Genomic DNA, 21,385 nt, shown 5'->3' with positions numbered 1-21,385 from the left:
AATAAATGAGCCACCTCGTTATGCTATTAAGCCTCAGGTATTGCTTAGCAATATTATGAGCTTGATAGCTAGGGGTGGCTATTTTTGACTAAATATTTAAGATACTTATTCGTTTCATATTGATCTAGGCATCTCTAAAGTTTTTGTTTTTGAAAAACTTATATAGGTGAGATGATATTTTAATTTCCGTATATATGTCAGCATATTCTCTAGGGGTGTATTCGGTTATGAAATTAGTTGGGAATGATTTGGTCATTCCTCGAGCTTTACACAAATCAACTGCTTTGTTGTATGCTACAGCTGCTGTGGCTTCTGTACTGTATCGTCCTACGATAAAGTCGCCGTTCAGATGTATTTTAGCAGTATATATTGGCTTGCCTCTTTTTATTTCTTTAAATACACCGTGATATTTGTTGATTATGATAATATTGGAGTAGCGATAATCAGTTTCGTCTCCATTGGCAAAAGAATAATCCTTGCCTTTTATGGCATAAGGCTTGATTCCATAGCGGCCTAATATGTTGTACTGCAAGCCGTAATCGCTTACAAACATGTGACCGCCACGATTTTGAATCTTATGGCTAGAATAATAGAATAAATCATCATTATCAAACTTTAGGACAGTGCCTGGAGTGAGATAATAGTTGAAATAGTTCTTTTGCAGATATATTGGATTCTTAATGTAAATTTGATTGTCTCTAAAATTAAGAAGGGTGATACCTTTTTCGAATTTTAGATATTTTATGGTTGATTGCAGATTAAGAATAGTTATTTTTGTATCTTTTAGAATCTTCCAAGCTTCTTTATATGCGAGGTTACATTCTTTTTCTGTGTTGAAGCTTCCTAGACTAATATGTTTTCCACTATAGGTGATGTTGCATCGATAATAGACTTCACCATTTTTTCTTTTGGCAATGAATACTCCCGGTTTCATATTTGCCTCCCAAATAATTTATATATATGATTGTACACTTTTGTGAAGATGAAAGTATTAAAAAATTATGAAATCTTTTGAATCAAAATCTAATAAACAAGTTTTTATTGAGGGCATAAGAGATGGTTTTCCGATTGCTCTAGGTTATTTGGCGGTTGCTTTTTCTCTTGGAATTATAGCCAGAAAATCTAATTTTAATCCGATTCAGGGCTTTATCAATTCTGTTTTAAATCATGCCAGCGCTGGAGAGTATGCAGTATATACGGTAGTTGCTGCTGGTGCGGGTTATGTTGAGATGGCGATTATGACATTAGTTGTTAATGCAAGATATATGCTGATGTCTACAGCGCTAAGTCAGAAATTTAGTTCTAAAACTTCTATGTTACATAGGATTTTAGTCGGATTTACTGTGACTGATGAGCTGTTTGCTATTACCATCAAAAGACCGGGGCATATTAAGCCTTTGTATAACTATGCAGCTTTTTTAATTGCTGTTTTGGGATGGTCTTTTGGCACTGCCTTTGGAATTATAGCAGGAGAACTGATGCCTATAAGATTAGTTAGCGCTTTTTCAGTAGCTTTATATGGAATGTTTTTAGCTTGCATTATGCCTGAGGCTAGAAATCATCGGATAGTTACGGTGCTTATTATTATCAGTTTTATATTGAGCTTTATTGCTTCCAAAGCATCTATATTTTCAGGTATTTCTAGTGGTACTAAGACTATTATTCTTACAGTTGTGATTGCTTCAGTTGCAGCTATTATTTTTCCACATCCGGAGGTAGAAGACGATGACTAACACATATATATACATATTAGTGGCGGGAATTGTTAGTACCATTGTAAGAGTGCTTCCTGTTACCTTATTTACAAAACCTATTAAAAGCAGATTTATAAGATCCTTTTTATACTATGTTCCTTATGTTACATTGGCAGTTATGACTTTTCCTGCCATTATTGATGCCACCCAGAGCAAGATTTCTGGAATATTGGCTCTCGTAAGTGGAACAGTTGCAGCCTGGTTTAATATGAGTCTTTTTAAAGTGGCTTGCATTTGTTGTGCTGTGGTTTTTATATCAGAATTGATTTTAGTTTAAGGAAAAATACATATAAAACTTTGAAAATCCCTAGGGTACTAAGTGAAAGTGCCTAGGGATTTTTTTATATATAGATAATTTGCTGTAGTGGACTGTTGATAAATGTGTCCAAACTGTGTAGAATTTCTAAGAATGAAAATAGAATTTTATATTTTCTACAAAAAACTATGTTGATAGAATCATATCATAGTTAAAAGCAACAATGAGTTGCTTACAAATCTTTTAGGAGGAGAAGAAAATGAAAAAAAAGATTCTAAGTTTGATGCTCACAGCAGTATTGGCTATGGGGTTAGCTGTAGGATGTGGCCCTGCTGACAACGGACAGCCAGCAGATGGTACAGCTACAACAGCAGATGGCTCAGGTGATGCATCTACACCAGCTGCATCTACAGGAAAGAGAGTTGCAGTTGCAATGCCTACTCAGTCTTCTGAGAGATGGATTAACGATGGTAACAACATGAAAGAGAAGCTTGAAGCTTTAGGTTACGAAGTTGATCTTCAGTACGCAGAGGATGATGTACAGGCTCAGGTATCTCAGATCGAGAACATGATCGCATCTGGCGCTGATTGCTTAGTTATCGCAGCAGTTGATTCTTCAGCTCTTGTAAACGTTGAGCAGCAGGCTAAGGAAGCTAATATTCCTATCATCGCTTATGACCGTCTTCTTATGGACACAGACGCTGTAAGCTACTATGCAACATTCGATAACAAGGGTGTTGGTACAGCAATTGGTAAGTACATCGAGGAAGCTAAGGACTTAGCTAACACAGATGAGACTTATACAATCGAGTTCTTCATGGGTTCACCTGATGATAACAACGCTGTAATGCTTTACAACGGTCTTATGGAAGTTCTTCAGCCATACCTTGACAACGGTACATTAGTATGTAAGTCAGGTAGAACATCTTTCGAAGATACATGTATCTTAAGATGGTCTCAGGAGACAGCACAGCAGAACTGTGAGAACTACCTTACAGGTTTCTATGCTGATGAGAAGTTAGACATCTGTGCTACAGCTTTTGATGGTTTTGCTTATGGATGTAAGGCAGCTCTTGAAGGTGCTGGTTACACAGTAGGTAAGGATTGGCCACTTATCACAGGTCAGGATGCTGAGCTTATGGCTACAAAGAACATCATCGCTGGTTCTCAGACAATGTCAATCTACAAGGATACACGTCTCCTTGCTGACAAGTGCGTAACAATGGTTCAGGCAGTTCTTGAAGGCGCAGAGCCAGAGATCAATGATGAAGAGCAGTATGACAATGGTAAGCTTGTTGTTCCTTCATACCTTTGCACACCAGTTGCAGTAGATAAGGACAACTACAAGGAAATCATCGTTGATGGTGGTTACTACACAGAAGAGCAGCTTGCAGAGTAATTTATAAAAGTTTATTAGAAAAGTAATTATAGTGGCGACTTAAGTCATTAAGTCGCCACAGTTTTTAAAGAAGGAGAATAAAATGTCAGATTACATCTTGGAAATGAAACATATCACAAAAGAGTTTTCTGGAGTTAAAGCCCTTGATGATGTTAATCTGCAAGTAAAAAAGGGAGAAATCCATGCTCTTTGTGGAGAGAATGGTGCTGGCAAGTCCACACTTATGAATGTTCTCTCAGGTGTTTATCCTTACGGAACATATGAAGGTGATGTTGAATACAATGGTGAAGTATGTAGATTCCATAATCTTAGAGATTCGGAACATAAAGGTATTGTAATCATTCACCAGGAGCTTGCTTTATCTCCACTTCTTTCAATCGCAGAAAATGTATTCTTAGGAAACGAACAGCTTTCCATGAAGGGCGTTATAGATTGGACTAAGACCAGACAAAGAGCTCAAGAGATGCTTGCGAAGGTTGGTCTTGAACATGAAAACGTTAATGCACCAGTTAATTCACTTGGTGTTGGAAAGCAGCAGTTAATAGAAATAGCAAAGGCAATGGCCAAGAAGGTAGAACTTCTTATCTTGGATGAGCCAACAGCGGCTTTGAATGATGAGGAATCTAAAAAACTTCTTGATATTATGCTTGAGCTTAAGAGACAAGGTATTACATGTATTATCATTTCACATAAGTTAAATGAGATTAGTTATGTAGCAGATGCAGTTACTGTCATTCGTGATGGTAAGACAATTGAAACTCTCGTTAAGGGAGTTGATGATTTCTCTGAGGATAGAGTTATTAAGGCAATGGTAGGTCGTGAGCTTACTAACAGATATCCAGTGAGAGAGGGAGTTACTATAGGTGACACCATTTTTGAGGTTAAGAACTGGAATGTATTCCATCCAGACGATCCAGATCGTCAGGTTCTTAAAGACATTAACATCGAAGTTAAAGCAGGAGAGGTAGTTGGTCTTGCAGGACTTATGGGTGCTGGTCGTACAGAATTTGCCATGAGTGTATTTGGACACAGCTACGGACAGAAAATCTCTGGAACAGTTAAGATTAATGGCGAGGAAGTAACTATCCACAATGTAAAAGATGCCATTAACAACAAGCTTGCTTATGTTACTGAGGATAGAAAGACAAATGGTCTTAATTTGATAGGTGATATCAAAGAAAATATGACTATTGCAGCTCGTCCTAAATTCTTCTCTAAGAGAGGTGTAATTAACGGTAACGATGAGATTTTAGCTGCTGAAGAATATAGAAAAAGAATTAACGTAAAAGCCAATTCCATCAATCAGGTGGTAGGTTCTCTTTCAGGTGGTAACCAGCAAAAGGTTGTACTTGCTAAGTGGATGCTTACCCAGCCAGATGTGCTTATCCTTGATGAGCCAACTCGTGGTATTGATGTCGGTGCTAAATATGAGATTTATTGTGTCATTAATGAGCTTGCAAAAGCAGGTAAAGCTGTAATCGTTATTTCTTCAGAAATGCCAGAAATAATTGGTACATGTGACAGAATCTACGTTATTAATGAAGGCGAAATTGCGGGAGAGCTTTCAAGCGCAGAAGTTTCTCAGGAGAAGATTATGCAGTGCGTAATGGCACACAATAGAAAGGATGATGGAAATGGAAAAGAAGAGAGTTAATTTAGACATGAAACAATACGGCATGTTCATTGCCCTTATTGTTATTTATTTAATATTTGCTGCACTTACAGGCGGTAAAAACCTTACACCAATGAATATTAACAACTTAGTTATGCAGAACGGCTACGTTGTTATCCTTGCTATCGGTATGTTGCTTTGCGTACTTACTGGTAACGTCGACCTTGGTGTCGGTTCTGTAGTTGCACTTTGTGGTGCTTCTGCTGGTATTGTTATGATGGACTACAAGATGAATATGTGGGTTGCTATTATTGCAGCACTTGCTATTGGTCTTTTAGTTGGTATGTTTGCAGGATTCTTTATTGCTTACCTTAGCATCCCTCCATTCGTAGTTACCCTTGCTACAATGCTTATGGGCCGCGGTCTTACCTATACACTTTTGCAGGCACAGACTAAAGGTCCTCTTCCTGCAAACTACAACTTTATCGGTGCTGGTTTCCTCCCAACTTATAAGATCTTCTTTGGTGATGGAATCCTTGATTTAGTTTCAATCTTTGTTGCAATTATTGCTTCAGTAGCTCTTGTTTGGGCAGAGCTTAAGAGCATCAAGACAAAGAAGAAATACAACTTTGCTCTTGCTCCTACATGGCAGACAGTATTAAAGCTTGGTATTGAACTTTTCATTATTTGGTTCTTCTTCTACAAGCTTGCAAGATACAATGGACTTCCATTTGTTCTTCTTATCATGGTGATTCTCATTGGTATCTATGCTTTCGTTACAACAAAGACAGTAGCAGGCCGTCAGATTTATGCTCTTGGTGGTAACAGAAAAGCTGCTAACCTTTCAGGTATTGATACAAACAAAGTATTCTTCTGGGTATACACAAACATGGGTGTACTTTCAGCTATTGCAGGCATTGTGCTTTCAGCAAGAAACGGTTCTTCAACACCAAAGGCTGGTGATGGTTTCGAAATGGATGCCATCGCATCATGTTACATCGGTGGTGCTGCCGTAGCCGGTGGTTCTGGTACAATCCTCGGAGCAGTAATCGGTGCCTTCGTAATGGGTATCCTTAACAACGGTATGTCACTTTTTGGATGGTCAACAGATATCCAGAAAATTGTTAAAGGTGCTGTTCTTCTCGGCGCTGTAACAGTGGACGTACTTTCTAAGAGAAAGAAAAATTAATTTGTGTTCCTAAAAGAGGCCGGGCAGGAGTTTCTTGCTCGGCTTTTTTGGACCTGGGGGACGGGGTTAGTGGTCCATTTTGCTATTTGAAAATGGACCACTGACTCCGTCCCCTAGGTCCATTTCTTCTATACTTGTGAAGCAATTTTTGCTATAATTTAGGCATGTTTTAGGTATTCGGGGGAATAATTTATGTACAATGTTATGCTTGTTGATGACGAGGAGGAAGTTCGCCTTGCCATCGAGAAAAAGATTAATTGGCAGGAGCTTGGATTCAATGTGGTGGCCACTGCGGAAAATGGCCAAGATGCATTGGAGAGAGCCCTTGATACTCAGCCAGATGTTGTAATGACTGATGTCAATATGCCTTTTATGAATGGACTTGAGTTTTCTAAGCAGTTAAAGGCCCAGCTGCCAGCTACTAAGGTGGTTATTTTTTCCGGCTATGATGAGTTTGACTATGCTAAGGAGGCAATCGAGCTTTCTGCTGAAGAATATATTTTAAAGCCAATAGATGCAGATGAGCTTTATCAGGTTTTTGCTCGGATTAAGGTGCGTCTTGATGACGAGGTAGATAAGCGCCGCAATATGGAGACTCTGGAGAAGTACTATCAGGAGAGTTTTCCTTTTTTTAGAGAGCAGTTTTTGATTGGTCTTATAGAGGGCCATATTGAGCCTGATAGGATTAATGAGATAGCAGCAGACTATGGACAAGGTATTGAGGGGAATTTCTATGCTGTCGGCATAATAAAGCTTTCCTTTGAAAATCAAAATGAAATTAATAACGATACAAGGCGTCTTCTTTGCGTTTCTTTAAATCAGCTTGCCAAGGAGAGGCTTGCTGGTCATGCTAATTATTATTGCCTTAATTATCTGGGCAATGTGATTGTGCTGGGATGCTTTGAGAGAGCTGAAGAGTACGATGAGTTTGTTACAGACTTAGACAGAATTTGTAAGCTTTCTGCCAAGCTTTTGCAGACTAATACAACTGCAGGTGTTGGTGGTATGGTTACAGAGCTTAAGGATTTATTTAGCTCATTTAAATCCGCAGGAGAAGCAGCTGCCTACAGAATACTTTTAGATGAGAACCAGGCTATTCCTATAGGTGATGTTGAACCTAAGGGTGCCCATATTAACTTATTTGAGACAGATAATGTAAATCAGATTTTAAAGCAGATAAAGATTGGTTCACCAGAAGAACTTAAGGGTTCAATACATGAGTTTTTCTCCAATCTTCATCAAAAAGGTGTGGCTCTTTATCAGCTGAAGCTTTCAATCCTAGAGGCTTATTTTGAGATAATTAAGCTGGCTAGAACATATGATATCAATTCTGAAGATGAAAAGGGTGACAAGGACATACTTGAACTTTTGGAAAAGGTAGAATCCCTTGATATGGTGGAAAAGTGGTTTGAGGACAGATGCTTTAAGGTAAAAGACATGGTCAATAAAACCAGACTTGATAGCACGGGACTTATGATAGAAAAGGCCAAGGGATTTATTGCAGAGCATTTTACAGAGTCGGATATTTCTGTTGAAAGTCTTTGCACTTATCTAAATGTTAGCCCTAACTATTTTTCGTCGGTGTTCAAGAAAAACACGGGCCTTAGCTTTGTTTCATATCTTACTGATATTCGTCTTAAAAAAGCAGTTGAGTTACTGGAAAACACAGATGAGAAGGCCTATATGATTGCAGGAATGATTGGCTATGAGGAGCCAAATTATTTCAGCTATGTATTTAAAAAAGCTTATGGTATATCACCATCAAAATATAGACAGCAGAGAGGTAATTAATGGAGCGCTTTGACCTAAGACATTATTTTCATCGGGTCAAGAGAGCTTCCAAAAGAAGAAGCATTCAGCTTATTATTTCATTGTCATTTACTATAGTTGCCATACTTAGCATGTCATTTATGGCATTTGCTTTTTACACCAACTATATTAACACTGCCAAGCAGGCGGCAATTGATAATAACAAGCAGGTCGTTGACCAGATGAGTTGGAATCTTAATTCCTATCTTAGAAATATGATGGGAATTTCTAATAGTATGTATTACAGTGTCATCAAAAATATGGATCTTACTAGTGACACCATGACCAAGGAAATGGATATTTTATATGAGGCCAATAAGGACAGCCTCATAAGTATCGCCTGCATTTCCCAGGATGGTGCCCTTATTTCTGCTGCTCCAATTGCAACTAGAAAAGCTGGCGTTGATTTTACTGAGCAGGATTGGTTCACAAACACTGAAGAGAAAATCGAGAACTTTCATTTCTCAACCCCACATGTACAGAATATGTTCGAGAGCAGTAACTACAGATATTTCTGGGTAGTTTCCTTGAGCCGTAGTGTGGATCTTAATTTTATGGGATACACAAGAAGAGGTATTCTCCTTGTAGATATGAACTATTCTGCCATAGAGCAGATGTTTTCAAGGGTAAATGAAAGAGGCGCTGGATACGTTTATCTGGTGGATTCAGATGGAGAGATAATCTATCACCCTAAGCAAAAGGCTATTTATGCAGGCCTTGTTAAAGAGAATAATTTGGTTGATGTCACTTACGATGACGGGGATTATATAGAGACATTTGAGGGAGATAAGAGAGCGGTTATCGTAAAGACGATAGGCTATACTGGATGGAAAATTGTGTCAGTTGTGCCTGTTTCTGAGCTTACAGGAGACTATAATCAGCTTAGAGTTTTTATGTTGGTTATAATTACATTTACCATTTTCTTAATAGTATTTGGCAATGTTATTATCTCTAAAATTGTTACTGATCCAATTAAGCGTTTAGAGGCATCTCTCAAGGATATTGAAGAGGGTGCGCTTGATGCTGAGCAGGTATATATAGGTGGTTCCCACGAGATTAGGCATCTGGGCAGGACCATTAAATCTCTTGTTGTCCAAATGAGAAATATCATGGATGAGCGAGTAAAGGAACAAAAAGAAAAACGTAAATCCGAATTAAATGCGCTTCAGGCTCAGATTAATCCTCATTTCCTTTACAATACACTGGACTCAATTGTCTGGATGATTGAGACGGAAAAATATCCAGAGGCGATTTCCATGATTACAAGCCTTGCCTCCCTGTTTAGAATCAGTCTTAGCAAGGGTAATAACATAATCACAATAAAAGACGAGATAACTCATGCTAAAAACTATCTTGCCATCCAAAAGGTGCGCTATAAGAACAAGTTCGAGGCAAATATTGATATTGATCCAGCTATTGAGGATTGCATTACAATAAAGCTTATTATTCAGCCGTTAATTGAAAATGCCATATATCACGCAGTTGGCGATTATGATGACGAGGGCGTGATTGATATAGTGGGATATGAGAAGGACGGCGATATATTTATCGAGGTTAGGGATAATGGAATGGGAATTCCACCTGAAACCTTGGAGAATCTTCTCAAGGATAAATCTCAGTCAAAAGGCAAGGGCTCAGGAATTGGTCTTTGGAATATCAACCAGAGAATCAACCTCTACTTTAAGGAGGAGTATGGACTGACTCTTGAAAGCGAGCTGGATGTGGGAACAACAGCCACAATTCATCTTCCTAAGATGACTATGGAAGAATATCAGGGAGGTGAAGGTCGTGAAAAATAGGAAAATTATTATCGGCTTCATAATAGCCTTCTTTTGCCTGCTGTTGATAGAGACTTTTATATATCTAACTTACAGCAATACACAAAAGGATGAGGTAAAGATATCCTTTATTGTTACAGGTGATAATTTAGATGAATGGGAGAGCATGAAGGCGGGAGCTGAGACTGCTGCTCTTGATAAGGACGTATCAGTAGATTTTGTAAATGTGCCTGTGGATTTAGGAAGCGAAGGTGAACAGGAAGCTGTTTTAAGAGCCTTTAACGATGGGGCTGACTATGCGGTGGTTGCCACTAGCGACTATCCTGCAATGATTTCTTTTATAAATGAAAGACAGCTTTTTAACAAAGTGTTTTTGGCGAGAAATGGTGCTCTTAACGCTACTATAAATGGAGTGGTTGCAGATGATGAGGCTATAGCTACTGATTTTTCCAGGTATATTTCCTTTAATTATAACTGCAAGAATATTCTCATTGTTTCATCCCATGAAGATGTCAATGTGGATACTCTTAAAGAGTCCCTTATAGAGAATCTTGATAGCAAGGGAATTAAGGCGGAGTACAGGCTTATGTCCTCTGACCCTTCTGTAATTAAAAAGTCTTTATATAACATAGAAATCCTAGGAAATTATGATGGGATAATTACCCTTGATTATTACACCATGGAGGGAGCGGCTTCTGGTAAATTGAGAATCAATAGAGATATAAAGGTATTCTCGGTTGATAACAGTCAGGAGGCAGTATATTACCTGGATTCTCAAGGAATTAATGCCCTTGCTTTCAAGGATGATTATTCGATGGGATTCCTGGCAGTTTTGCAAATTACAGACAAAAAAGAGTATGGAAATATGGCCTCTAACGCGCCTCTTTACTACATAGCTGATAGAGAGAATATGTACAGTGATGAACTTGAAAAGGTGCTGTTTCCATTTGTTAAATAGGATAAAGGTATGAAAAAGGTATCGTTATTAATTGTTTTTGTTTTGGTGGTTGGACTTATATGGGGATGCAATCTTCCAAATAATGATGTGGAGGAAGTTAGAACTATAAAAGTTGGAATTACAATGTACAATGAGTTTGACCCATTTACAGAAGAGATAAGACACAATATAGAAAACAACTTAACCCAGATTGCGGATAGACAGAATGTTGAAATCGTTACAACAACTGTATATTCCAGCCAAAATCAACTGGTTCAAAATGACCAGGTGGAGGATTTTATTGAAAAGGGTTATGACATAATATGTGTAAATCTTGTAGATAGAACTGACCCATCTGTGATAATTGAGACTGCTAAATCTACAGATACACCTATTGTTTTCTTTAATCGAGAGTTGGTAGAGGATGATTTGAAGCGATTTGATAAACTCTATTACGTAGGTGCAGAGCCTGAAGAGAGCGGAAAGATTCAGGGGGAGCTTGTTCTTTCTGCTCTTGAAAAGAGGTTTGATGAAATTGATATTAGCGGTGATGGTGTTATCCAATATATTTTGCTAGAAGGAGAAGTGGGACATCAGGATGCAATTATTCGCAGCCGTGTATCAGTGGAGACTATTTTAGATGGCGGAATCGAGCTGGAACGATTGGGAGATGAAATAGCCAATTGGGACAGAAAACAGGCTCAAACCAAGGTTACATCACTTCTTCAGGGATACCCGAGACAAATTGAGCTTGTAATTGCCAATGATGATAATATGGCTCTTGGAGCTGTAGATGCTATGAAGATATTTAGAGTTCAAAACATGCCATTAATTGTAGGTGTCAATGGTGACCAGGAAGTATTGAAATATATTTCTGATGGAGTCATTGAGGGGACAGCTCTTAATAATGCTGAGGCTAAGGGCCGGGTTATTGCTGAGATGGCATATGGAATTGCTGCAAATGGAAAGGTCCCTGATGATATTAATCTAGTGGACGGTAAATATTACTATGTTCCATACATTAAGATAGATAGGAGCAATGTAAAGGAGTACATAGAGGAATAAAATTCCTATTGATAACATAGGCTTTAAAGGGTTATAATCTTTAAAGTCTATTATTATGTCTAGAAGTGTGCGAACAATAACGGAGGATAGTTATTTTGCTTGATAAATTAGAGAAAAAACTAGGTAAATATGCCATTAACAATTTGATTATTTACCTTTTATGTGGATATGCAATTGGTTATGTACTGTTGTTTGGACAGAGATTTACTGGAGTGCCATACCTTAGTTTTATGACATTGGAGCCACAACTTATTCTTCAGGGCCAGGTTTGGAGATTAATTTCATGGGTCCTTGTACCACCTAGTAGTCTTAGTCTTTGGACTATCATCATGTTTATGCTTTATTACCAGCTAGGTTCTGTGCTAGAGCGTACATGGGGTGCTTTCAAGTTTAACGTTTATATATTGGGTGGAATCATATTTACAGTAATAGGCGCATTTGTTGTTTATTTCTTTTTCCCACCTTTGCTTGGAGGGGTAATTCCACTTTCAATCGGCCAATATTTCAGTACGTATTATATTAATTTGTCTATATTTTTGGCCTTTTCTGCATGTTTTCCTGATATGCAGGTGCTTTTATATTTTATTATTCCGATAAAGATGAAGTGGATGTCAATTTTCTACCTTGCTATTGTTGGATTTAATGTATTCCAATATGTTAGTGCAGGAGAGTGGTGCGCCGCTGTACCTATCATTGCTTCACTTTTGAATTTCTTTATTTTCTGGCTTATGACTAGAAAATATAATAGATACAATCCTAAGGAAATCCACAGACGTGCTGAGTTTAAGCGTCAGGTCACACCACCTAGAACTGCTTATCGGGATGGCACCCCTATTGCAAAGCATAAATGTGCTGTTTGTGGACGCACAGAGATTACTAATCCAGAATTAGAGTTTAGATTCTGCAGTAAGTGCAATGGTAACTATGAGTATTGCAGCGACCATTTATTTACTCATACTCACGTTAAGTAATTACTTTGATTTTTAGGCTGTCATTTATGGCAGATATTCGATGCAAAAATAATGGGAAGGAAATATTAGTAAAATGAGTGAAGAAGTAGTTAGCAAAAATTTTATCGAGCTTGAAATCGATAAGGATCTTAAGGAGGGTGTATACGACCACGTTTGTACACGTTTCCCACCAGAGCCAAATGGTTATTTACATATTGGACATGCTAAGTCAATCATCTTAAATTACGGTCTCGCTAAGAAATACAATGGTGAGTTCCACATGAGATTTGATGACACTAATCCTACAAAAGAAAAGGTAGAGTTCGTTGATTCAATCAAGGCTGACATTAAGTGGCTTGGTGCTGATTGGGGCGACCACCTTTATTTTGCATCAAACTATTTTGACAAGATGTATGAGGTGGCTGTGGACCTTATTAAGAAGGGTCTTGCCTATGTATCTGATCTTTCTGCTGATGAGATGAGAGAGTTTAGAGGTGATTTTGAGCACCCTGGTAAGGAAGATCCTAACCGTAATCGTAGCGTAGAAGAGAATCTTCAGATGTTTGAAGATATGAAAAATGGTAAATACGAGGATGGAAGCCATACACTTCGTGCAAAGATTGATATGGCATCTCCTAATATCAATATGCGTGATCCAATCCTTTACAGAGTTGCCCACATGACACATCACAACACAGGTGATAAGTGGTGCATCTACCCAATGTACGATTTTGCACATCCACTTGAGGATGCTTTCGAGAATATTACACATTCAATCTGTACACTTGAGTTTGAGGATCACAGACCTCTTTATGATTGGGTAGTTAAGTCTGCAGGATTTGCTAATCCACCACGCCAGATTGAGTTTGCTAAGATGTACCTTACAAATGTTGTTACTGGTAAGAGATACATTAAAAAGCTTGTTGAAGATGGTATTGTAGATGGTTGGGACGATCCTCGTCTTGTATCTATCGCAGCTCTTCGTAGAAGAGGATTTACTCCTTCTTCAATTCAGAAGTTTGTAGAGCTTTCAGGAGTATCTAAGGCTAATTCGTCTTCTGACTATGCAATGCTTGAGTATTGTATCAGAGAGGATTTAAAGACAAGCCGTAGCCGTGTTATGGCAGTTCTTGATCCAGTCAAGCTTGTTATTGATAATTACGACAGTGATGATGTTGAGTGGCTTGATGCTCCTAACAACCTTGAGAATCCTGAGCTTGGTAGCCGTCAGGTGCCATTTGGTAAGGAGCTTTACATTGATAGAGAGGACTTCATGATTGAGCCTCCTAAGAAATACTTTAGATTATATCCAGGCAACGAAGTTCGCCTTATGAACGCATACTTCGTTACTTGTACATCTTACGAGACTGATGAGAATGGTAAGGTAACTTGCATTCATTGTACATATGACCCAGCTACTAAGGGCGGCGACGCTCCAGACGGTAGAAAGGTTAAGGGAACAATCCACTGGGTAGCAGCTAAGACGGCTTTAAAGGCTGAAGTGCGCCTCTACGAAAACATTGTGGACGAAGAAAAAGGAGTGTATAATGAAGATGGTAGTTTGAATCTTAATCCAAACTCCCTTACAGTTCTTAAAGATTGCCTTGTAGAGCCATCTCTTAAGGATGCTAAGGCATATGATAGCTTCCAGTTTGTGAGACAGGGATTCTTCTGTGTTGATTCTAAGGATTCTAAGCCAGATGCTTTAGTATTCAATCGTATCGTTTCCCTTAAGAGCTCTTATAAAATTACAAAATAAGCATTTAACTGTTACCAACTAATTAGTTTTTAGTTAAAGGACGTATTATGAATTTACTTTCAGGAATGGAAAAATTTGGCTTCTCAATGGATGGGGAGCTTGATATTTTAGCCGATGAAAAGCAAAAGGCAGGGGCTACTCAGTCTGGTCAGGCTGCAGCACCGGTTGTAAAGGAAGAAAAGGACTTTATACTTGATAAAAAGGTTAGATGTCCTGTATGTGATAAGGAATTCCCTATCAAGGCTGTTCTTGCTACAAAGCTTAAGCGTCTTGAGCCTGATTTCGACTTGAGACCTAATTATGAGTATGTTGACAAGTGCAAATATGACTTTATATCATGCCCACATTGTGGCTATTCAGCCCTTGATACCACATTCTCTAAGATAGATACAGCTAGAGTTAAGCTTATCCGTGCTGAGTTTTGTCCTAGTTTCAAGCCTCAGATAGGTGAGACACTTCCTGATATATATTCTTATGATTATTCAGTAGAGAAATTTAAGCTCGCTCTTATTTGTACACTTAAAAAGCGTGCTAAGATGTCAGAAAAGGCTTATGTTTGTCTTAAGATAGCTTGGCTTCGCCGTGCCCAGCTCAAGGAATTGCAGGGACAAAAGGATGCAGATCCTAAGGTGGTAGAGCTGGTTAAAAAAGAGCATGAAGGCTTCTATAAGCAGGCATACGAGGGATTCATGAAGGCAGTATCTTCAGAGACTCCACCATATTGCGGTATGGCTTCAGAGGCTGTTGAGTTTATGCTTGCCAACATGTCTATGCACTACAAGCAGTACGATGCAGCTATGAAACTTATAGCTAGACTTATTCAGTCCCCTAGCACATCTCGCAAGCTTAAGGACAAGTGTGTTGACCTTAAGGATGAGATTACTGCTAAGGCCGCTGCTGCTAAGGCACAATCATAATATTTTTGATAAGACCACATATCAAGGGATTCCTTGATATGTGATTTTTGTTGTTATATGGAAATAGGGGAGCACCTGTTTCCAACAGTAGGATCATTGCTGTAAGCAATTATAAATGGCCCTGCTTTCCCGTAAAAGGAGAAGAATATGAACTGGATTAAATATTCGATTAATACAACTACAGAAGCCGAGGATTTTGTCAGCGCTTCACTTATGGAACTTGGTATTGATTCTATTGAGATAGAAAATAATGTTCCTGTTTCTGGAGACAAGCAGGGTGGAGAGTTTGAAGAGCTTCAGCCTGATTTACCAGAGGATTTAGGTTTGTCAAAAGTCTGCTTTTATTTATCTGATGAAGAGGACCATGAGGTTTTATTATCTCAGGTAAAGACATCTTTAGCAGAGCTTAAGGACGTAATGGATATAGGCGAGGGCACCATTGATACATCTGTTACAAAACAAGAGGATTGGATTAACAACTGGAAGCAGTTCTTTAAGTCTTTCTATATTGATGACATTTTAATCAAGCCTACTTGGGAGGAGCTTCAAGCTTCCGATGAGGGCAAAATCTTTGTGGAGATTGATCCTGGCGTTTCATTTGGTACTGGCAAGCATGAGACCACTCAGCTTTGTATTAGACAGCTGAAAAAGTATCTCAAGCCAGGGGATGAAATTCTTGATATTGGATGTGGAAGCGGCATTCTTTCAATTATAGCAAGCAAGCTTTTAAACGGACAATGTCATCTTGTTGGTACAGATATTGATGAGGACTGTATTGCTTCTACCTATGAGAATTTCCAGGTTAATCATATTGATAAATCATCTGGTGATTTCTATGTTGGCAATCTTATCGACGACAAGGATTTGCAGGACAAGGTAGGATATGAAAAATATGATGTGGTAGTTGCTAATATTTTGGCAGATATCATTATTGCTATGGCTCCAGCTATTCCGCCTACAATGAAAAAGGACGCTTACTTTATTTCTTCTGGAATTATCGATTTTAAGGAAAATGAAGTTAAGGAAGCGTTGGAAGCTGTTGGACTTACTATTGTTGAAATAAACCATCAAGGTGAGTGGGTAAATATCACCGCACGTAAATAATATGCAACAGGTATTTATTGATAATTCGCCAGTAGATGGCGTAATAACAATAACTGGACAGGATGCACATCATCTGATTAGGGTAGTACGCCTTAAAAATGGTGAAAAAATAAGAGTGTCATGTTCTGACGGCAGCAATTATATTTGTCAGGTTAATGGACCAAGTGGCGATGATTTAATTGTTGATGTTATTGAAGAGGTTCCATCTACCGAGCTAAACAACCGTATATATTTATTCCAGGCAATTCCTAAGGGAGACAGAATCGAGACGATTATCGAAAAATGCGTTGAACTTGGAGTCTATGAGATTATCCCTGTGCAGATGAAAAACTGCATTGTAAAGCTTGATGAGAAAAAGAAAAAGAACAAGCTTGCTCGTTATCAGGCTATTGCAGAATCTGCTGCCAAGCAATCAAAGCGTTCTATTATCCCTAGTATTCATGAGATTATGGACTTTAAGCAGGCTTATGAATATGCCTGTGATTTGGATGTTATTCTTTTACCATACGAGTGTAAAAATGGCATGAAAGACACATTTGATGTGCTTGCTTCTCTACAGAAGGGCCAGAGCATTGGTGTCTTTATTGGACCAGAGGGAGGATTTGATTCTTCTGAAATTGAGCTTGTTAAAGATAGAGCTAAGCTTATTTCTCTTGGAGGCAGAATCCTTCGGACTGATACAGCCGCTATATGTTCACTTAGTATGTTAATGCTTAAATGCGAGGAAATGTAATGATTTATTTTGATAATTCCGCCACCACCAGATGCTCTGATGAGGCGATGAAAATAATGCAAGAATGTTTGCAGGAAAACTACGGCAATCCTTCTTCGTTGCACAGTATGGGTGCAAAGGGCAAGGATTATCTCAAGGACGCTAGAGACATTATTTCTGGCATATTAAAAGTTAATTCTAAAGAAATCTATTTTACCAGTGGTGGTACAGAGGGTAACAACCTTGCTATTCGCGGTGGAGCTATGGCCAAAAAGCGAAGAGGCAACCATATTATCACCACAAAAATTGAACATGCTTCTGTTTTAAATCCTGTAAAGGCTCTTGAAAAAGAGGGCTTTGAGGTTACATATCTTGGCACAGATGAATACGGCGTGATTAATCTTGATGAGCTAAAGGATGCACTTCGTGAGGATACTATTCTTGTTTCAATCATGATGGTTAACAATGAGATAGGTGCACTTCAGCCAGTTGCAGAGGCAGGCAAGATTATTAAGAGCTTTAACAAGGACATTTTATTCCATGTTGATGCTATTCAGGCCTTTGGAAAGTTCAAGATACTCCCAAAGAAAATGGATATAGATTTTCTTACAGTTAGCGGACATAAGATTCATGGTCCAAAGGGATCTGGATTTATATATATTAATGAGGCTATCTTTAATATTATGGTACCTCAGATTTTAGGTGGCGGCCATGAGAGAGGGATGCGCTCAGGTACAGAGAATGTGCCAGCTATAGCAGCTCTTGGAATTGCAGCTAAGGCTTGCTATGACAATCTTGACAGCAATGCTTCTCACATGTATGCTATGAGACGTCGATTGATTGAGGGCGTTTCTTCTATAGATGGCGTCAGTGTCAATGGACATCTTGATGATAATAGCGCTCCACACATTGTAAGTGTATCTATAAAGGGTAATAGGACTCGTGCTCAGGTTATTCTTAATGCACTTCAGGATAATTACGGCATATTTGTATCAGCTGGGTCTGCTTGTTCATCTAACAAGCCGGCTATTAGCGAGACTTTAAAGTCTATTGGACTTGAGAAGGACTTGCTTGAGCGTACAATACGTTTTAGCTTCTGTCCTGAGAATACAATGGATGAGGTAGAAGAGGCTATTAAGGCGCTTACAGATTTAGTTCCTAAAATGACATTATAAAGGATGGGAAATATGACATATCAGGCATTTTTGATTAAATATTCAGAGATTGGTGTTAAGGGCAAAAATAGATACGTTTTTGAAGATGCTCTTGTTACACAGATTAAGAGAGCTTTAGACCCAGTAGAGGGTAAGTTCGTTGTTAGAAAGCAAAGCGGTAGAATTCTTGTTTCTATAGATGGTGAATATGATTATGACGAGGCAGTAGATGCGTTGCAGCATGTATTCGGTATCAGCGCTATTTGTCCTACTGTTGTTGTACCAGATGAGGGCTTTGACGCAATGGCAGAGGCTGTTATCAAGTATGTTGATGAGGAGTTTGAGGATAAGAATTTCTCTTTCAAGGTAATGGGACGTCGTGCTAACAAGCAGTATCCTATGACTTCAATGGAGGTTGCTGCTGAGATTGGAGCCCGTCTTTTAGATGCATTCCCAGAGATGCATGTTGATGTACACAAGCCAGAGCGCATTATCTATGTAGAGGTGAGAGAGAATATTGCAATCTATTCTACAGAGATTCCTGGCCCACATGGCATGCCTGTAGGTACAGCTGGCAAGGCTATGCTTTTACTTTCTGGTGGTATTGATTCGCCTGTTGCAGGCTACATGATTGCTAAGCGTGGCGTTAACCTTTCAGCTACATATTTCCATGCACCACCTTATACATCTGAGCAGGCTAAGCAAAAGGTAGTAGACCTTGCAAAGCTAGTTGCTAAGTATTCAGGTCCTATTGATTTACATATTGTAAACTTTACAGATATTCAGCTTTATATATACGAGCAGTGTGCTCATGAGGAGCTTACAATCATCATGCGTCGTTACATGATGAGAATTGCAGAGCACTTTGCAAAGGAAAATGACTGTCTTGGTCTTGTTACTGGTGAGTCTATTGGACAGGTTGCCAGCCAGACAATGCAGTCTCTTAACTGTACAAATGCAGTTTGCTCACTTCCTGTATACAGACCACTTATCGCATTTGATAAGCAGGATATTGTTGATATTTCAGAGAAGATTGATACTTATGAGACTTCAATCTTGCCTTACGAGGATTGCTGTACAATTTTCGTTGCAAAGCATCCTGTTACAAAGCCAAAGCTTGAGGCTATTGAAAAGCACGAGCACAATCTTGATGAGAAGATTGACGAGCTCATGAAGCAGGCAATTGAGTCTGTTGAGATTGTAAAAGTACGATAACAAAAAGGAGCTTTGCTATATAAGCAAAGCTCCTAAATATTTACTGTCAGTTGGGATTAAACGATGTAATCCTTTAATGTAGACATAACGTCTTCTGCATCACCTTCAGCGTGAACTGTGAGATCGATTGGCTTAGAAAGGTCAAGGGAGAAAATACCCATGATAGACTTAGCATCGATAACATAACGTCCGCTTACAAGATCAAAATCATAATCAAACTGGCTGATGGTATTAACGAAAGACTTTACCTTGTCAATTGAATTAAGAGAAATTTGAACTGTTTTCATGCTTTTGCCTCCTCCGAAGATTTATAAAAAATATAAGATTATACTAAATCAACGATGCCCAAAAGTCAACAAACTATTGATTAATTCACAACAATTAGAAAGGCTATTTATATATGAAAAAAGCGGCTTTACACAACCTTGGTTGCAAGGTTAATGCATATGAAACCGAAGCCATGGAAGAACTCCTTAAAAAGGATGGTTTTACCATAGTAGGATTTGATGAAATGGCAGATGTATATGTTATTAATACTTGCTCTGTTACAAATATAGCTGACAGAAAATCTCGTCAGATGATACATAAATGCAAAAAGCTTAATCCTGATGCTTGTGTAGTAGCAGCTGGTTGTTATGTGCAAAACTTCGGTAAGGAAGTAGCTGATGAACTAGGAGCAGATATTATACTTGGCAACAATAAAAAGAATGAGCTTGTAGGCAAAATACATGAGTATTTTGCTAATCTTGATGAGATTTCTGGTCCTATTCTCGATTGGATAGATATAAATGATGGCAACGTATCATATGAGAATATGGTAATTGAAAAGGATTCTGAACACACTAGAGCATTTGTAAAAGTTCAGGATGGTTGTAATCAATTCTGTAGTTATTGCATTATTCCATTTGCTAGAGGTCGTATCAGAAGTCGTGACATAGATGATGTTGTTTCAGAGGTTACAGGACTTGCTAAGAATGGATACAAGGAGGTTGTTATTACCGGTATTCACCTTAGCTCATATGGCAGTGGTACTGATTATACACTTGCTGATTTGCTTGAGGCTGTTGAAAAAATAGAGGGTGTTGAGCGTATTCGTCTAGGTTCTTTGGAGCCTCAGATTGTAACAGAGGATTTTGCAACTAGAGTTTCTGCTCTTAAAAAACTCTGTCCACATTTTCATCTTTCCTTACAGTCAGGCTGTGATACTGTTCTTAAGAGAATGAACAGAAAATACACAATTGAAGAGTATACTAAGGGCGTTAACATCCTTAGAAAGTATTTTGATGATCCAGCTATTACAACAGATATCATTGTAGGCTTCCCTGGGGAGACAGAAGAAGAGTTTGCAATCACAGAAGACTATGTTAAAGAGATAGCTTTTTATGAGCTTCATGTATTTGCGTACTCTAAGAGAAAGGGCACAAAGGCTGCTACTATGCCAGGCCAGATTACAAATGCCGTTAAAAAGCAGCGCAGTGCTAGTCTTATTGCTCTTGGAAATGAGACAACTTTACAGTACAGAAAGTCTCATTTAGGAAAGACTCTAGATGTTTTGTTTGAAGAAGAGGCTACAATTGATGGCGAAAGCTATTACATTGGTTTTTCAAAAGAGTACATTAAATGCGCAATTAAATGTGATGGGAACACCGATTTTTCTAACTGCATTATGCAGGTAAAAGCAAAGGAAATTATAGGCGACGGTCAGTACTTGGTTGTTGAAATTTAAGGTTTTCTATATTACAATAGGGCTAAGCAAAAGCTATTATTGTATATTA

Annotated in this window: 19 protein-coding genes; 17 read left to right on the top strand and 2 right to left on the bottom strand. The window is 38.5% G+C overall.

Features of this window, described 5'->3' with window-relative positions:
• Positions 1-124: 124 nt before the first annotated feature.
• Positions 125-934: a hypothetical protein gene (locus tag F0Q01_RS05270; RefSeq protein ID WP_090486967.1), complete on the bottom strand. Its 810-nt coding sequence runs from the start codon at positions 932-934 to the stop codon at positions 125-127.
• Positions 935-1,001: 67 nt separating this feature from the next.
• Here F0Q01_RS05270 and F0Q01_RS05265 point away from each other — a divergent pair, with 67 nt between their 5' ends.
• The 16 genes from F0Q01_RS05265 (at position 1,002) to thiI (ending at position 19,610) form a co-directional block, all read left to right on the top strand.
• Positions 1,002-1,733 (top strand): AzlC family ABC transporter permease, encoded by a 732-nt coding sequence (locus F0Q01_RS05265; protein ID WP_090149385.1) that lies wholly within the window; start codon positions 1,002-1,004, stop codon positions 1,731-1,733.
• Positions 1,726-2,031: an AzlD domain-containing protein gene (locus F0Q01_RS05260; RefSeq protein ID WP_090486965.1), complete on the top strand. Its 306-nt coding sequence runs from the start codon at positions 1,726-1,728 to the stop codon at positions 2,029-2,031. Before F0Q01_RS05265 ends, F0Q01_RS05260 begins: the two co-directional genes overlap by 8 nt.
• Before the next feature lie 238 nt (positions 2,032-2,269).
• Entirely contained in the window at positions 2,270-3,409 is a 1,140-nt protein-coding gene (chvE, locus tag F0Q01_RS05255; protein ID WP_090486962.1) for a multiple monosaccharide ABC transporter substrate-binding protein, read from the top strand.
• A gap of 82 nt (positions 3,410-3,491) precedes the next feature.
• Positions 3,492-5,063 (top strand): multiple monosaccharide ABC transporter ATP-binding protein, encoded by a 1,572-nt coding sequence (gene mmsA / locus F0Q01_RS05250; protein WP_090149394.1) that lies wholly within the window; start codon positions 3,492-3,494, stop codon positions 5,061-5,063.
• Positions 5,044-6,210 carry a multiple monosaccharide ABC transporter permease gene (gene mmsB / locus F0Q01_RS05245; RefSeq protein ID WP_090486960.1) on the top strand — a complete coding sequence of 389 codons (1,167 nt, stop codon included), beginning with the start codon at positions 5,044-5,046 and terminating at the stop codon, positions 6,208-6,210. Before mmsA ends, mmsB begins: the two co-directional genes overlap by 20 nt.
• 192 nt (positions 6,211-6,402) lie before the next feature.
• Positions 6,403-8,001, top strand: coding sequence for a response regulator transcription factor (locus tag F0Q01_RS05240; protein WP_090149399.1), 1,599 nt, complete (start codon positions 6,403-6,405; stop codon positions 7,999-8,001).
• Between the two features lie 80 nt (positions 8,002-8,081).
• Positions 8,082-9,818 carry a sensor histidine kinase gene (locus tag F0Q01_RS05235; RefSeq protein ID WP_330388698.1) on the top strand — a complete coding sequence of 579 codons (1,737 nt, stop codon included), beginning with the start codon at positions 8,082-8,084 and terminating at the stop codon, positions 9,816-9,818.
• A complete protein-coding gene (locus F0Q01_RS05230) occupies positions 9,808-10,755 on the top strand; it encodes a hypothetical protein (protein WP_090149405.1) in 948 nt (315 codons plus the stop codon). The genes F0Q01_RS05235 and F0Q01_RS05230 overlap by 11 nt, the downstream gene beginning before the upstream one ends.
• A 9-nt stretch (positions 10,756-10,764) precedes the next feature.
• Positions 10,765-11,799, top strand: coding sequence for a galactose ABC transporter substrate-binding protein (locus tag F0Q01_RS05225; RefSeq protein WP_090486953.1), 1,035 nt, complete (start codon positions 10,765-10,767; stop codon positions 11,797-11,799).
• 95 nt (positions 11,800-11,894) lie between these two features.
• Positions 11,895-12,770 (top strand): hypothetical protein, encoded by an 876-nt coding sequence (locus tag F0Q01_RS05220; protein WP_205467952.1) that lies wholly within the window; start codon positions 11,895-11,897, stop codon positions 12,768-12,770.
• 73 nt (positions 12,771-12,843) lie between these two features.
• Positions 12,844-14,508 carry a glutamine--tRNA ligase/YqeY domain fusion protein gene (locus tag F0Q01_RS05215; protein WP_090149414.1) on the top strand — a complete coding sequence of 555 codons (1,665 nt, stop codon included), beginning with the start codon at positions 12,844-12,846 and terminating at the stop codon, positions 14,506-14,508.
• 47 nt (positions 14,509-14,555) lie between these two features.
• Complete coding sequence (locus tag F0Q01_RS05210; protein ID WP_090486947.1) at positions 14,556-15,425, top strand: DUF2225 domain-containing protein; 870 nt, start codon at positions 14,556-14,558, stop codon at positions 15,423-15,425.
• Between the two features lie 147 nt (positions 15,426-15,572).
• Positions 15,573-16,529: a 50S ribosomal protein L11 methyltransferase gene (gene prmA, locus F0Q01_RS05205; protein ID WP_090486945.1), complete on the top strand. Its 957-nt coding sequence runs from the start codon at positions 15,573-15,575 to the stop codon at positions 16,527-16,529.
• A 1-nt stretch (position 16,530) separates the two neighbouring features.
• A complete protein-coding gene (locus F0Q01_RS05200; RefSeq protein ID WP_090486942.1) occupies positions 16,531-17,262 on the top strand; it encodes an RsmE family RNA methyltransferase in 732 nt (243 codons plus the stop codon).
• A complete protein-coding gene (locus F0Q01_RS05195) occupies positions 17,262-18,416 on the top strand; it encodes a cysteine desulfurase family protein (RefSeq protein WP_242941830.1) in 1,155 nt (384 codons plus the stop codon). Before F0Q01_RS05200 ends, F0Q01_RS05195 begins: the two co-directional genes overlap by 1 nt.
• A gap of 12 nt (positions 18,417-18,428) precedes the next feature.
• The gene (gene thiI / locus F0Q01_RS05190) at positions 18,429-19,610 is read left to right on the top strand and encodes a tRNA uracil 4-sulfurtransferase ThiI (protein ID WP_090149431.1); all 1,182 of its coding nucleotides are present in this window, start codon (positions 18,429-18,431) and stop codon (positions 19,608-19,610) included.
• Positions 19,611-19,666: 56 nt separating this feature from the next.
• On the opposite strand, the gene F0Q01_RS05185 is transcribed toward thiI, so the two are convergent.
• Entirely contained in the window at positions 19,667-19,897 is a 231-nt protein-coding gene (locus F0Q01_RS05185; protein ID WP_028243612.1) for an HPr family phosphocarrier protein, read from the bottom strand.
• A gap of 113 nt (positions 19,898-20,010) precedes the next feature.
• Here F0Q01_RS05185 and mtaB point away from each other — a divergent pair, with 113 nt between their 5' ends.
• Positions 20,011-21,336 (top strand): tRNA (N(6)-L-threonylcarbamoyladenosine(37)-C(2))-methylthiotransferase MtaB, encoded by a 1,326-nt coding sequence (gene mtaB / locus F0Q01_RS05180; protein WP_090486937.1) that lies wholly within the window; start codon positions 20,011-20,013, stop codon positions 21,334-21,336.
• Positions 21,337-21,385: the final 49 nt, after the last annotated feature.

The sequence above is a fragment of the Pseudobutyrivibrio xylanivorans genome, from assembly GCF_010906925.1.
Lineage (GTDB): Bacteria > Bacillota > Clostridia > Lachnospirales > Lachnospiraceae > Pseudobutyrivibrio.
The sequence above is the reverse complement of the archived record's forward strand: the minus strand, read 5'-3'. Positions and strand labels throughout refer to the sequence as shown.

Bases quoted from the DNA above. Each gene is read 5' to 3' on its own strand.
- F0Q01_RS05200 (WP_090486942.1), top strand. From the start codon at position 16,531: ATGCAACAGGTATTTATTGATAATTCGCCAGTAGATGGCGTAATAACA.
- mmsA (WP_090149394.1), top strand. From the start codon at position 3,492: ATGTCAGATTACATCTTGGAAATGAAACATATCACAAAAGAGTTTTCT.
- chvE (WP_090486962.1), top strand. From the start codon at position 2,270: ATGAAAAAAAAGATTCTAAGTTTGATGCTCACAGCAGTATTGGCTATG.
- F0Q01_RS05185 (WP_028243612.1), bottom strand. From the start codon at position 19,897: ATGAAAACAGTTCAAATTTCTCTTAATTCAATTGACAAGGTAAAGTCT.
- F0Q01_RS05225 (WP_090486953.1), top strand. From the start codon at position 10,765: ATGAAAAAGGTATCGTTATTAATTGTTTTTGTTTTGGTGGTTGGACTT.
- F0Q01_RS05240 (WP_090149399.1), top strand. From the start codon at position 6,403: ATGTACAATGTTATGCTTGTTGATGACGAGGAGGAAGTTCGCCTTGCC.
- F0Q01_RS05195 (WP_242941830.1), top strand. From the start codon at position 17,262: ATGATTTATTTTGATAATTCCGCCACCACCAGATGCTCTGATGAGGCG.
- F0Q01_RS05210 (WP_090486947.1), top strand. From the start codon at position 14,556: ATGAATTTACTTTCAGGAATGGAAAAATTTGGCTTCTCAATGGATGGG.
- F0Q01_RS05215 (WP_090149414.1), top strand. From the start codon at position 12,844: ATGAGTGAAGAAGTAGTTAGCAAAAATTTTATCGAGCTTGAAATCGAT.
- F0Q01_RS05260 (WP_090486965.1), top strand. From the start codon at position 1,726: ATGACTAACACATATATATACATATTAGTGGCGGGAATTGTTAGTACC.
- mtaB (WP_090486937.1), top strand. From the start codon at position 20,011: ATGAAAAAAGCGGCTTTACACAACCTTGGTTGCAAGGTTAATGCATAT.
- mmsB (WP_090486960.1), top strand. From the start codon at position 5,044: ATGGAAAAGAAGAGAGTTAATTTAGACATGAAACAATACGGCATGTTC.
- thiI (WP_090149431.1), top strand. From the start codon at position 18,429: ATGACATATCAGGCATTTTTGATTAAATATTCAGAGATTGGTGTTAAG.
- prmA (WP_090486945.1), top strand. From the start codon at position 15,573: ATGAACTGGATTAAATATTCGATTAATACAACTACAGAAGCCGAGGAT.
- F0Q01_RS05265 (WP_090149385.1), top strand. From the start codon at position 1,002: ATGAAATCTTTTGAATCAAAATCTAATAAACAAGTTTTTATTGAGGGC.
- F0Q01_RS05270 (WP_090486967.1), bottom strand. From the start codon at position 934: ATGAAACCGGGAGTATTCATTGCCAAAAGAAAAAATGGTGAAGTCTAT.